Source organism: Siphonobacter sp. BAB-5405 (assembly GCF_002872335.1).
Classification (GTDB): Bacteria; Bacteroidota; Bacteroidia; order Cytophagales; family Spirosomataceae; genus Siphonobacter.
This window is the reverse complement of the sequence record NZ_NJAG01000013.1, coordinates 72,875-85,128: the sequence shown is the minus strand read 5'-3', so window position 1 is coordinate 85,128 and position 12,254 is coordinate 72,875. Positions and strand designations below refer to the sequence as shown.

Annotated in this window: 11 protein-coding genes and 1 pseudogene; 7 read left to right on the top strand and 5 right to left on the bottom strand. The window is 48.2% G+C overall.

The genetic code is table 11. The features are described from left to right. Nucleotides 1–39 precede the first annotated feature (39 nt). The 3 genes from BWI97_RS12535 (at nucleotide 40) to BWI97_RS29215 (ending at nucleotide 2,802) form a co-directional block, all read left to right on the top strand. Entirely contained in the window at nucleotides 40–1,293 is a 1,254-nt protein-coding gene (locus BWI97_RS12535; RefSeq protein ID WP_102201233.1) for a sulfate adenylyltransferase subunit 1, read from the top strand. Between the two features lie 571 nt (nucleotides 1,294–1,864). Beyond that, nucleotides 1,865–2,512, top strand: a complete 648-nt coding sequence (locus tag BWI97_RS12525) for a ring-cleaving dioxygenase (RefSeq protein WP_369826566.1) — start codon at nucleotides 1,865–1,867, stop codon at nucleotides 2,510–2,512. Nucleotides 2,513–2,523: 11 nt separating this feature from the next. After that, a complete protein-coding gene (locus tag BWI97_RS29215; protein ID WP_369826565.1) occupies nucleotides 2,524–2,802 on the top strand; it encodes a VOC family protein in 279 nt (92 codons plus the stop codon). Between the two features lie 141 nt (nucleotides 2,803–2,943). Here the strand turns inward: BWI97_RS29215 and BWI97_RS12520 are convergent, their stop codons facing one another. Beyond that, nucleotides 2,944–3,183 (bottom strand): cytochrome b5 domain-containing protein, encoded by a 240-nt coding sequence (locus tag BWI97_RS12520; protein WP_102201231.1) that lies wholly within the window; start codon nucleotides 3,181–3,183, stop codon nucleotides 2,944–2,946. A gap of 105 nt (nucleotides 3,184–3,288) precedes the next feature. Between BWI97_RS12520 and BWI97_RS12515 the strand changes: the two genes are divergently transcribed. Next, nucleotides 3,289–3,747, top strand: coding sequence for a hypothetical protein (locus tag BWI97_RS12515; protein ID WP_094816912.1), 459 nt, complete (start codon nucleotides 3,289–3,291; stop codon nucleotides 3,745–3,747). 132 nt (nucleotides 3,748–3,879) lie between these two features. Further along, nucleotides 3,880–4,914: a thiamine-phosphate kinase gene (gene thiL, locus BWI97_RS12510; RefSeq protein WP_102201230.1), complete on the top strand. Its 1,035-nt coding sequence runs from the start codon at nucleotides 3,880–3,882 to the stop codon at nucleotides 4,912–4,914. Nucleotides 4,915–4,988: 74 nt separating this feature from the next. On the opposite strand, the pseudogene BWI97_RS12505 reads toward thiL, so the two are convergent. Continuing rightward, nucleotides 4,989–6,066: pseudogene (locus tag BWI97_RS12505) on the bottom strand (mannose-1-phosphate guanylyltransferase). 57 nt (nucleotides 6,067–6,123) lie between these two features. Further along, nucleotides 6,124–7,173 carry a DUF3089 domain-containing protein gene (locus tag BWI97_RS12500; protein WP_102201229.1) on the bottom strand — a complete coding sequence of 350 codons (1,050 nt, stop codon included), beginning with the start codon at nucleotides 7,171–7,173 and terminating at the stop codon, nucleotides 6,124–6,126. 174 nt (nucleotides 7,174–7,347) lie between these two features. Here BWI97_RS12500 and BWI97_RS29210 point away from each other — a divergent pair, with 174 nt between their 5' ends. Both BWI97_RS29210 and BWI97_RS12495 read left to right on the top strand, forming a co-directional pair. Continuing rightward, nucleotides 7,348–8,073 (top strand): carboxypeptidase-like regulatory domain-containing protein, encoded by a 726-nt coding sequence (locus tag BWI97_RS29210; RefSeq protein ID WP_369826564.1) that lies wholly within the window; start codon nucleotides 7,348–7,350, stop codon nucleotides 8,071–8,073. Beyond that, entirely contained in the window at nucleotides 8,070–10,367 is a 2,298-nt protein-coding gene (locus tag BWI97_RS12495) for a TonB-dependent receptor domain-containing protein (RefSeq protein WP_369826563.1), read from the top strand. Before BWI97_RS29210 ends, BWI97_RS12495 begins: the two co-directional genes overlap by 4 nt. Nucleotides 10,368–10,441: 74 nt before the next feature. On the opposite strand, the gene BWI97_RS12490 is transcribed toward BWI97_RS12495, so the two are convergent. Together BWI97_RS12490 and BWI97_RS12485 are read right to left on the bottom strand one after the other, a co-directional pair. Continuing rightward, nucleotides 10,442–11,323 carry a MerR family transcriptional regulator gene (locus BWI97_RS12490; RefSeq protein ID WP_094815067.1) on the bottom strand — a complete coding sequence of 294 codons (882 nt, stop codon included), beginning with the start codon at nucleotides 11,321–11,323 and terminating at the stop codon, nucleotides 10,442–10,444. A 231-nt stretch (nucleotides 11,324–11,554) separates the two neighbouring features. Further along, complete coding sequence (locus BWI97_RS12485) at nucleotides 11,555–12,211, bottom strand: carotenoid biosynthesis protein (protein WP_102201228.1); 657 nt, start codon at nucleotides 12,209–12,211, stop codon at nucleotides 11,555–11,557. Nucleotides 12,212–12,254: the final 43 nt, after the last annotated feature.

The following is a 12,254-nucleotide window of genomic DNA, read 5'->3' as shown; positions in this document are numbered from 1 at the left end:
AGTCGGAGCTAGGGCTTTACGTAATCCCCTTTTGTATACATGGACATTTTACGCATTGCTACCGCTGGCTCGGTTGACGACGGAAAGAGTACATTGATTGGTCGTCTCTTGTACGAAACGCAATCCATTACCCGTGACAAACTTGAAGCTCTTGACGCGGCCAGTAAACGCAAAGGGCTGGATTTCTTGGATTTATCGCTGTTGACGGACGGCCTCATTGCCGAACGGGAGCAGGGCATTACGATCGATGTAGCTCATATTTATTTCAGTACGCCCCGACGTAAATACATCATTGCCGATACCCCAGGTCACTTTGAGTACACGCGGAATATGGTAACGGGAGCCTCCAACGCCAAAGTTTCCCTGATTCTGGTGGACGCCCGGCATGGCGTAGTTGAACAAACCTTCCGGCACTTCTTCATTTCGGCGATGTTACGCATTCCGAAAGTGATTGTTTGTGTGAACAAAATGGACCTGGTTGGCTACAGTCAGGAACGTTTTCAGGAAATCAAACAGGAATTTGAAGCCATTGCGGCCCAGGTGCAGTTTGAGGGACAAAGCGTAGCGTTTATCCCCATCTCGTCTTTGTACGGCGTAAACGTTACACAGAAATCCGAGGAAATCTCTTGGTACACGGGTCAGTCGCTGCTGGAGACGCTGGAAGCCATGGATGACCAGGTAAAAGTAGATTCATCGCAGGCGGCTCGCTTTCCGGTACAGTACGTGGTTCGTCCCAAAACGGAAAAGTACCACGATTATCGCGGCTACGCGGGTCGGGTGGCCAGCGGTACCTTTTCGGTAGGGGACGAAGTCATCGCATTGCCCACGGGCCAACGTTCGAAAATTGCCACGATCGAACGCTTTGATCAGCAACTGGAACAAGCCCACGCTCGCGAGTCGGTAGTATTGACGCTGGAAAACGATATAGACGTTTCACGGGGTAACATGCTGGTGAAAGCAGGCCAGGAGCCTACTCAGCATCGGGAATTTTCGGCTCACGTCTGCTGGCTGGATTATCAGGCTTTGGCCCCCGGTAAAACGTTGTTATTGCAGCACGGTATCAATGATACGAAAGCGAAGGTACTGGCGTTGGAAGAGCTCATTGACGTACAGTCACTGGAAAAAAGTGCATCGCCCGGCCAACTTAAATTAAACGAAATAGGGTCTATTCGACTCAAAGTAGCCAAACCGGTTTTTGCGGATGCTTACGCTGAAAACCCGGCTAACGGAGCATTCATTTTAGTGGACGAATTCTCGCACGCAACCGTTGGAGTGGGCTTTGTAAATGCGTAAGAACTAAAAAGCCATTTTGACCAAATGAACCAGTGCCCGTCCAGTACAATAGATGTGGCTGGTTTTATTTAAGGTGTTTAGTGGATAGTTGGACAAGCCTGGGACTACTGGTTCCGGGCTTTTTTTAGTTTAGAGCAGGGGCGGCGGCGGCTACGGTTTTGAGTTTTCCGTTTTCCGTTTTCCGTTTTCCGTTTTCCGTTTTCCGTTTTCCGTTTTCCGTTTTCCGTTTTGGTAGGATAAAACCAGTAAAGGTAGCGGGACGGGTTGTCCGTAATATGTACTACGGACGCAAAATGGGTAGGCTGTGCCTACCGGGCGGGACGCATCTATATCCCGCATTGCATACGGGGTTGATCACATGGAATCCCTCCAGGGTTAGAACGTTTGCATTAGAGGAGTTGAGCTGATATGGAACTGGAGAGTTGATTCCTATAAAACAGTACACGACGGTACGGAAACTGCTTCCTTCCCTGATTTCGACAAGCCTTTCCGCGATTCCGCCATTCTTTGGCAGGCTACAATTGATGAGCTTTGTATCATCAAATCAGTCGAATAGTAAACACGAAAGATCATGGAAACCAATGTGATAGGCCTTCACCACGTAACGGCAATTGCCGGTGATGCCAAGAAAAATTATGATTTTTATACCAAAGTACTGGGCATGCGGTTTGTGAAAAAAACAGTCAACTTCGACGATCCGCAGACGTATCACTTCTACTACGGAAACTATCAGGCTGAACCGGGTACCATCTGGACCTTCTTCCCCTGGGGGAATGCCGTACCGCAAGGTCGCAGAGGAACGGGTCAGGCCACGGAAGTCGGTTTTTCCGTACCCGAAGGAAGCCTGGACTTTTGGCTCAAACGACTTGAGCAACACGGCGTCATCTACAATAAACCCGCCACGAAATTCGGCGAAGAATACCTGACCGTACTCGATCCCGACGGATTGAAACTGGAGTTGACGGTGACCTCACAGAAAGATAACCGTTCCGGAAATACCACCGCTGAAATTGGCGATGCTCAGGCCATCAAAGGATTCTCAGGTACAACGCTGACGCTGGCGAACATTCAGCCGACGGCAGAAATCCTGACGGAATTACTGGATTATAAATTAGAAATGGAGCACGTGAATCGGTACCGCTTCGTGAATCCCAATAGCGAAACGGCGAACGTCATTGATTTGGTAGAAGTCGACCCGGTGAGCGTCGCGGTCATGTAGCAGGGGGGAGCGTGCACCACGTTGCCTTCCGGGTGAAAGACGATGCAGCCCAACTGGCTCTGCGGGAAAAAATCGAGAGTCGTGGTCTGAATATTACGCCGCAGATTGACCGGCAGTATTTCCACAGCCTGTACTTCCGCGAACCCGGTGGTGTACTCTTCGAAATTGCTACGGATAACCCCGGTTTTACGGTCGATGAGTCGCTGGAAGAATTAGGTCAAAACCTTAAATTACCCGCACAGTACGAACCCCACCGGTCTACGATCGAATCCGTACTGGTGAAGTTATAAGAGGTTTGACTGGATGTAAGGTTTGGATAAGTTTAAAGTTTGAAAAAGTGTAAGGTTTGAGAAGTCAGTATGATGGGATAAAATCCATTGTACTAACTTCTCAAACTTTAAACCTCAAACCCATTTCAAACTTTACTTCTATCACAAACGCAGCTTCCCAATTATCCGAAACCGTTCAAAAACCCGTTCAGAATGGGGGGCGTCGCCCAGTTCTGCCGTCAGATCCTGCCCGGCCCAATGTTCGTAATGTTTGCCGTTTCGCCATAGCCGAGAAGAGGTTACATCGTAAATCGTTCCCTGAAAAGCCACCCAGATTTCTTCCCGGTCCTGACCGTTTCGTAAGGCGAGCTGGGCCTTGGTATAGGTTTGATACGTTTCCATTAAATCCTGCTTGAAAGACCAATAATCGCCAATTTTTTGCGTTTTCAGTATCGGTTGATGGGAAGTCTCGTATTTCCGCTATTTTAGTGCAAAAATGAAATTCAGATGAAAAGATATTTACTTTCGTATACTCTCCTGGCCCTGACCGTCCTGATGGCTGGTAGTTGTAAGAAACCAAACTCAAAACCTGTTTCCGAAATTATCCGTAAAGTATGGACGGTAAATACGGTAAAGGAGAATAATACGCTGGTCTATACGAAGGGGGGGGCAAGCAATATCAAAACAACGTATTCCAAATTCAAACTCGATCTGAGTAATACCGCCCAGCAAACGGTACGGTGGACTGCCATCGACGATGTAACGTTTGTTGGTAACTGGACGATTTCATCCGACAACAAAAAACTGACGCTGACGAATCTTCAGCCCCAGCCCACGGGAAGTAATGGTACGGTTGAATTTAACATCAATGGTTCACCTACGGAAACCCAACTTAACCTGACGCGTACGACGCCCGATCCCAAAACGGGGAATACGAACAACGAGTACCAACTCGTCAATCCCTAGCACTCTCGCCGAAGGCTTTCACCTTTTCGGCTACTCATATCTAATTTCAAGCTATTTTTGTAAAGCCTCCGTACTACGGGAGGCTTTTTCTTTAGCCGGAAACTAAAGCCTTCTCCGGGAGGTTTCACAAGAATGGAAGAACGTACGGAATTGAATATTTTGGGCGAATTTGGACTTATCCATCGCATCGCCTCTCAAAAACAGTTTTCCCACGCCCGAACCGTTAAGGGCATCGGTGATGATGCGGCGGTAAGTAAAGGAAGTGTTGACTATCAGTTGGTTTCAACGGAATTGATGGTCGAAGGGGTTCACTTTGATTTAAGTTATGTACCGCTCAAGCACCTGGGCTACAAGCTCATCGTAGCAGGTATTTCAGATATTCTGGCTATGAACGGCCTGCCTACGCAGGTAACCGTAAGTCTTGCTCTGAGTAATCGTTTTTCCATAGAAGCGGTCGATGAATTATACGCCGGTATTCTGACGGCTTGTGAGGATTATGAAGTGGAATTAGTAGGTGGCGATACGACTAGCTCGCGTTCAGGATTGGTTCTTTCGGTAACGGCCCTGGGTACTGTAGAAAAAGACCAGATAACGTATCGCAGCGGAGCCTCCGTTAACGATATTATTTGTGTCAGTGGTGACCTGGGTGGGGCTTACCTGGGTTTGCAGATTCTGGAACGGGAAAAACAAGTGTTTCTTGATGCACCCGAAAGTCAGCCTATCTTGGCGGGCCATGAGTACGTCCTGCAACGGCAACTCAAACCCGACGCCCGACTCGATATTATCAAACAATTGCGGGAACTGAATATTGTACCTACCTCCATGATTGATGTATCCGATGGATTAGCTTCCGAATTACGTCACCTAGCGGCGGAATCGGGTTTGGGCGTACGCGTTTTCGAAGAACAAATTCCCATTCATCAGAAATCATACCTGGCGGCTACGGAGTTGAATCTGGGACCTTTTACGGCGGCTTTGAACGGTGGGGAGGATTATGAACTGCTCTTTACGATTCGGCAGGAGGATTATCAGAAAATTCTGGATCATACAACGGATATTAGCTTCATCGGCTTTATTTCCGCCGATCCGCAGGAAGCGTTGTTTATTACCAAGCAAAATGAGGCCATCCCGCTGACGGCTCAGGGCTGGGAAAAACAGGGCGAATAACAGGGAATCTGCGATAAAAAAGGATACGGAAGTCTGACTTCCGTATCCTTTTTTTATGTCTCTTGAGAAGTAGACTACACGAAATGAATTCCCCGTTTGGAGGCGTCGTTAACAAACTCCTTCACTTTCTGCTCCTTGTCCTTGGGGCAGATCAAAAGCACATTGTCAAACTCGGCAACGATGTAATCCGAAAGGCCTTCCACGACCACCAGCCGCTCCTTGGGCGTTTTGATGATCGAGCCCGTGGTGTTGTGGGTGACGATGTGGCCATCAATCACGTTGTCGTTCTCATCTTTCTCACTGACCTCGTAGAGGGACTTCCACGTACCCAGATCCGACCAGCCAATGTCGCTGAGAACCACGTGCACGTTCTGAGCTTTTTCCATCACCCCGTTGTCAATCGAGATGCTTCGGCATTGCGGGTACGCCCGGAGTAACTGCGTAGCTTCATCGTCCGAATAGAAATGGGTAGCCATATCCCGGAACGCTTCATCCATTTCAGGTAGGTGCGTTTCAAAGGCCTTACGAATGGATCGGGCATTCCAGACGAAAATGCCGGCATTCCAGACATAATCGCCACTTTCCAGAAACGCCTGAGCCAGTTCCAGGTGCGGCTTTTCAGTAAAGGTCTTCACCCGCTTGACTTCTTTCTCGGCCAGCCCATCGAACTGAATGTAGCCGTAGCCCGTGTCGGGTCGGGTGGGGGTAATGCCCAGGGTAACCAGAATATCGGATTCAGCCGTAGCGGCCAGAGCAACTTTGACGCGGTCGGTGAACTCCTTTTCTTTCAGGATCAGATGATCGGCAGGCGTGACGATGATGTTAGCCTCGGGATCGCGAGCGGCAATCTTGTAGCAGGCATAACCGATGCAGGGGGCCGTGTTGCGACGGGAGGGTTCCAGGAGGATCTGGTGATCGCTGAGCTGAGGCAGTTGCTGCTTGGTCAGGGCGTAGTACTCCTGGGAGGTAACAATGTAAACGTTTTCAGGCGGACAGATGTCGGCGAGTCGGTCGAAGGTCATCTGGAGCATGGTGCGACCGATGCCAAGGACGTCGTGAAACTGTTTGGGATAGGTTTGGCGGGAGAAGGGCCAGAAGCGGGTACCGACGCCCCCCGGCCATGATGACTACATACGTGTGTTGGAAGTTCATTCGATCATTTAATAAAGATAGGGTTATGATAGCTGTCAAAGCGTTTCACTGCGTCAACTATCTGGCGGAATGAGTTTGGAAGTAATGGTTTACTTGCAAAGCTACATTTTCTCGCATATTTCCATAGAACAGATTAATATCGGCTACGTGCCAGTTCTTGATATTCAGTAAAAAGGCTCCCGGTACGTGCGGCTTGGAAATCCAAAGTAAGCCGTTGTGCGTCTGGGCATCGGTTAATTTAGGGATAAATCTGAAATTTCTGCCGACACCTCCCTGGTGTTGCGACCGGGATGCATAGGCTTCCGATGAATTCCAGAGGAGGGGATTGGTACAGATCACTTCTGGACCTTCCTGAAAGAAACCGGGTTCCGGATGAAAATTCTTTTCAAAAGTACACCAGCTGGCAAAGGTGCCCGACTGTCCGGGCTTTTCAATTGGGGATAAAGATTGAAAGGTTTGCCGGGTTATGGGGCGTCCAATCAGGTACGCCGCTACTAACTGGTCTTGTAAAGCCTTTCCATCAAAAAACTCCTGTAATAGTCGAATGGCATGTATACTTCCCTGACTATGACCAGCGATGACGATGGGTCGGCCCTGGTTGTAATGACTAAGATAATACAAAAATGCCGTTCGGACGTCCGTATAGGCCAGGTCAAGAGCCTGGTGTTGAGCAGAAGTGTCCTTTGTCAGAAAAACGGCGTAATGGGCCTGCCGATAGCGTGGTGCATAAATCTTACAGGAACCATTAAAAACCGTAGCCTGATTCGTAATCGCACTACTGTCGATGCGGGCATTTAAGACCGGGTCATTAACGTCCGCGTTCCAAGACTGCGTTCCCTGCGGCTTCCCTACGTACATCGTCGGATAAACAAAAAACACGTCTACGGATGCCGTGGCCTGCTGATTGGTAAACGAAGAATGCGTAGGTACCAAATCTGCGGCATCTTTCCGGTCGGGCAAGGCTGCCCAGTAATCGGGCCTGGTATAATCCGGGGCGGAAGGTTGCTGATCCATGCGGTACACCGACTCAATCAAGTATTGTTTAGGCCGGGCACAACCGCTGAGGACTAGTAAGATCAGCGGAATAGCCCGAAAAAATGAATTCATAAGGTGAGTAACAAGCTAACTAAAGAAAGTGTTTCGGAATGACTTCTTTGAAAAAATATATTTTATTATTTCCATAATTTATTGAATATTTTTAATGCAAAATATTCATCTTGTTAACAAGTTCTTCGTCGTAGATTCGCTTTTTCATTGCTGTAATTTTCACCCCTTATCCTTATGAATCGTACGTTTATTTTATTTTGGATTGTTCTGCTTGGATTAGGAAGCCTGGCTGGTTTTGGTCAGGCTTCGCTGGCTGGCAAAATTACAGATGCCGCCACCCAACAACCACTGGCAGGAGTAAGTATTTCGGTAGTAGGTACAGTGACGGGTACCATTACCGACTCCAAAGGAAACTTTACCCTCAATACGTCAGCTACACCACCGCTTCAACTCCGTATTTCCAGTGTTGGTTACGCAACGCAGGTACTGGATGTTTCCACTAATCAAACGAATCTGAGTATTGCTCTGAACGAGCAGGCTTATTTGGGTGAAGAGGTAGTGGTATCCGCTTCCCGGGTAGAGGAGAATGTACTTCAATCGCCCGTATCCATTGAGAAAATGGATATACGCAGTATTCAGTCTACTCCAGCTGCCAGCTTCTATGATGCCCTACGGAATTTAAAAGGCGTGGATGTCGCTACCCAGTCACTAACCTTTACTTCGGTGAATACCCGGGGCTTTGCCGGCAATGGCAATACGCGGGTCGTACAAATGGTAGATGGGATGGACAATCAGGCTCCGGGCCTCAATTTTGCCGTAGGAAACATTGTCGGTATTTCCGAACTTGATCTGGAAAGTGTGGAATTACTCCCGGGGGCAGCTTCGGCCCTGTATGGTCCTAATGCCACCAACGGTCTGTTGCTGATGAACAGCAAGAGTCCCTTTCTGTATCAGGCTTGAGTGCCTACGTGAAAGGCGGCGTGATGCACGCCAGCAACCGTTCTGAGGCAACTACGCCGTTTTACGATGCTTCCATTCGCTTTGCCAAGGCATTCAACAACAAATTAGCCTTCAAACTCAACGCCAGCTACCTGGCTGCCAAAGACTGGCAGGCTACTGATACGCGTGACCAAAGCTTTGGTCTGGGGGCCGATAATGCTCTGTATCCGGGCTTTGACCGTACCCCTGCGACCAACCCCAATTACAACGGCGTAAACATGTATGGGGACGAGAATTCATCGAACGTAAGTCTGGCCAGTTTCCGGCCGGTATTTGCCCAGTTTATGCAGTTACCTGCCGCTCAGCTAAATGCCATCGACCCGCGGCTGACGCAGATTGTCAACGGGATCAAAGCTATTTCAGCCGGTACGGGTTTGCCCGCAAGCACCATTATCAACGGTATTCTTCTGCCCGACCAGCTGGTTGCCCGTACGGGATACGCCGAACGTGATCTGGTGGATTATCGTACCAAAAGTCTGAAGTTGAGCGGAGCTCTGCACTATCGACTCAGTGATAAAGTAGAGGCCATTGTACAGGCAAACTGGGGATTGGGTACAACGGTTTATACTTCTTCAGACCGTTATTACATCAAAGACTTCACGCTGGGTCAGTATAAACTCGAACTCAAAGGAGATCATTTTTTTGTACGAGCCTATACAACGCAGGAACGATCGGGGGATGCTTACGCCGCGGGTATTCTGGCCAGTTACATCAATGAAGCATGGAAGCCCAGCGTAAACTCGGCCGCATTAGCCAGCTCCTGGTATCCGCAGTATGCGTTTACTTATGGGGGCGGAGCCTTGCAACTATTCAGTCAGGCTTTGCAGGCTGCTCTGGCTGCCGGACAAACGCCCCAGGCCGCCTACGCCGCCGCTCAAAGTGCCGTCAGTGCTAATGCTGGTCTGTTGAATGGAGTGGCCCGTTCGACTGCTGACGCGGGTCGTTTACAACCTGGTACAGCCGAATTTAATGCCGTTGCTGATCGGGTCAAAGGTAATCCCATTCCGCAGGGAGCCCGTTTCCTGGACCGTACTAATCTCTACCACGCCGAAGGGATGTACAACTTTAAAAAACTCCTCGATCCTAAAATCGCAGAAGTATTGGTGGGCGGAAATTATCGCGTGTATGATCTGAACTCGGGCGGTACGCTTTTCCTGCAAAAACCGGGGGGGAGTGAATACAATATCAGGGAGTGGGGCGGCTACGTACAGGCAGTCCGTTCGTTTGCGGATGTTTTCAAACTGACTGGATCTATTCGGTACGATAAAAATGAAAATTTCAAAGGACAATGGAGCCCACGTCTGTCGGGCGTTTTAACGCTGGCAAAAACCCATAATATTCGAGCCAGTTACCAGACGGGTTTCCGTATTCCCACTACTCAAAATCAGTACATTAGTCTGGCTTCACCCGTATCATTACTGCTGGGTGGCTTGCAGGTCGTTCGTGATGCTTATAATCTGAATTCGTACGCGGACCAGTTGTATGCGTATGATGATACGTATCTGTCAAACACCAGCGATCGTTCAAAATGGAATAAAATCCGACTGACGGAATTCAAGCCCGAACGTGTGCTGACGTATGAAGTAGGCTACAAAGGAATGATTGCCGAAAAGTTGCTGATCGATGCGTACTATTACAACAGCGTTTTCCAGAATTACATCGGAGGACTGGTATTTATTAACCCCGATAACCCTAAAACGCTGGGTGCAGGTGGACCGTTAACGGTGTCTTCGCCTTACAACTACGAAAAAAATATTCGTTACCAGGGTTTTGGTCTGGGACTGGATTACCTGCTGCCCAAGGGCTTTATCATCAGCGGAAACGTGTCGAACACAACCCTGAATGCCGGGGGTGTGGGTCTTTTTGATGGAAAGCGGAACCGGAATGTACTCGATGATGGTTTTAAGGTCGGCTTTAATACGCCCAAGTACCGGTACAATGCGTCGGTAGCCAAGCGAATTTCAGCTCGTTCGAATTGGGGTTTTGCGGTTACGTACCGCTATCAGGATGCTTTTAACTGGATTGAACTGTTACTTCCGGCTCGGGCTCGTACGGCTGATAATAACCCTCAGATTCTAATTCCGGCGTATGGTACACTAGATGCTCAGGTAAGCTTGAAAATTACGTCGGTCAAATCAATTCTGAAACTGGGAGCTAGTAATTTATTGAATAAAGCCTATACGACGGCTTGGGGTAACCCGCAGATTGGCGGTATGTATTACGTAAGCCTGAGTTTTGACGAACTCCTGCATTGATACTGAAGACCGTTCAACTTAAACTCGAGTGAAAGATTGAGCCCGGCGTTTTCTTACGGAAACGCCGGGCTTTTTTAATGTTCAGCCAGTTGAATAAGCTCCTGAATATCGCGGATAAATCGGATATTGTTGGGTACCAGAATAGGACCGTGCGAGTGCTGATTACAGAGAATCAGAATCGTGGCCCGGGGAAAAGCTGCCGAAAACTTGTCCAGATACGCCTGAAACTCCTCATAACCTGGCGGAATGGATTTAAAAATAGTAAGCAGATAATCAGGCGTATGTACATTATACACGAAACCCACCTCCTCAAAAGGCAAACTTTGACCCAGGTAAACGACCTTATGGTGCCGCGACCGGATGATGTAATCAGCAAAAAGCAGAATCAGCTCCTGAAGCTCGCCTTCGGGTAAAAAGAGTAAAAATTTTCGGGCTCCTTCGCGTTGTTTATTGAGCTGACCATCAATGGCCACAATGATTTTCTGACGAATCAGATTAACGATAAAATGCTCATGAGCAGGACCAATGCTGCTCGTCATCCAAAGCGTACTGATCCGGCTAAGGAAAGGATAAATGATGTTGATAATCAAGCTCTCGAAGCCAAACCGCAGAATATTGGTATTGATAATTTTTTCGAACTGGTCTTCGTCCAGGTCGAGCATGGAAAGCGTTAGGGCGTGAATCTGATCGGGATAAGCCAGCTGACGTTCGGAAATATCCATCACTTTCTGATGAATAGCTTCCGTGCTCATTTTCGCAATTTCTGAAATTTTATAACCGTGATCCTTGAGCTGGGCGATGTTGAGTACCAGCTTTAAATCCTGTTCTTCATAAGTCCGAATGTTAGTATCGGTTCGTTTGGGTTGAATAATAGCGTAGCGTTGTTCCCAGATTCGTAGCGTATGGGCCTTGATTCCGGATAACTGCTCAAGGTCTTTAATGGAGTAATTGCTCATGGCCATTTACCTCAGAAAGCTGGAACTTTACAAACAGGGCATAAAACGTAAGTACCGACGATGCCTTCGGAGCGATTAATGCGAGTACGGATTGATTGGTGAACGTAAACTAAATGATATATAAAGCCCTCTCTCAGTGGGTACTGAGCTTGCTAGTTAAAAACTTCAGGGTTCTTGGAATTGTTTTAAAATTTAATAACTAATTGATTATGAAATATTTGTAAAAAATTATTAAAAAGACAGAAGCAACCGGTGCGTAGCGAAGAAGAGGACCTGAAGTAAAAAAAGGTAGGCCGCCAGACGATTAATTTTAGGAAAGCGAACAAGCTGAAACAGGAGACAAAACACCCAGGCAACCAGAGCCCAGGCAAGGAAATTCTGAAGCGGAATCTGTTCATTTTTCCAGTGCCAGAAATCAAACCGAACGGCTACGGGTTCCAGGAGCACATCCAGAAAAACCATACAGGCTGCTGCTAGCGTAGCCCGTACGACTAAAGGCAAAGGCCGACCTTGCCATAACATACCCGCCCCGATGGTCAGAACCAGCCAGTTAAGCCCAATGGTTAAGGGTACTTCAAATACTTTTAAGCCCAGCGTAGCTCCGTACCAGTATTCGCCGAAAATCACGCCCGTATGTACGCCTGCTACTTCCACACCGTATCCCATCAGAAAGATAGCCAGACAGAAAAGCCAGAACGAACGGGTCGGTAATTCCTGAAAAAGCAACAGCAATACGCCCGTAGTGATCAAGTGGAAGGGAACCAGTAACCGGAATAAATCTTCGCTAGCAGAAATGTGAAGACCAACCAAACCTGTGATGTACATCAAAGCCAGGATCAGCCGAATGATGGGTTCATAAGGGCGAAGGAGCGAGAGAAGTGTTTTCATACGAGAAGGCGGTAGCAATAAAAAAACCTGACAAGTTAAACTT

Bases quoted from the DNA above. Each gene is read 5' to 3' on its own strand.
- BWI97_RS12535 (WP_102201233.1), top strand. From the start codon at position 40: ATGGACATTTTACGCATTGCTACCGCTGGCTCGGTTGACGACGGAAAG.
- BWI97_RS12525 (WP_369826566.1), top strand. From the start codon at position 1,865: ATGGAAACCAATGTGATAGGCCTTCACCACGTAACGGCAATTGCCGGT.
- BWI97_RS12520 (WP_102201231.1), bottom strand. From the start codon at position 3,183: ATGGAAACGTATCAAACCTATACCAAGGCCCAGCTCGCCTTACGAAAC.
- BWI97_RS12515 (WP_094816912.1), top strand. From the start codon at position 3,289: ATGAAAAGATATTTACTTTCGTATACTCTCCTGGCCCTGACCGTCCTG.
- thiL (WP_102201230.1), top strand. From the start codon at position 3,880: ATGGAAGAACGTACGGAATTGAATATTTTGGGCGAATTTGGACTTATC.
- BWI97_RS12500 (WP_102201229.1), bottom strand. From the start codon at position 7,173: ATGAATTCATTTTTTCGGGCTATTCCGCTGATCTTACTAGTCCTCAGC.
- BWI97_RS29210 (WP_369826564.1), top strand. From the start codon at position 7,348: ATGAATCGTACGTTTATTTTATTTTGGATTGTTCTGCTTGGATTAGGA.
- BWI97_RS12490 (WP_094815067.1), bottom strand. From the start codon at position 11,323: ATGAGCAATTACTCCATTAAAGACCTTGAGCAGTTATCCGGAATCAAG.
- BWI97_RS12485 (WP_102201228.1), bottom strand. From the start codon at position 12,211: ATGAAAACACTTCTCTCGCTCCTTCGCCCTTATGAACCCATCATTCGG.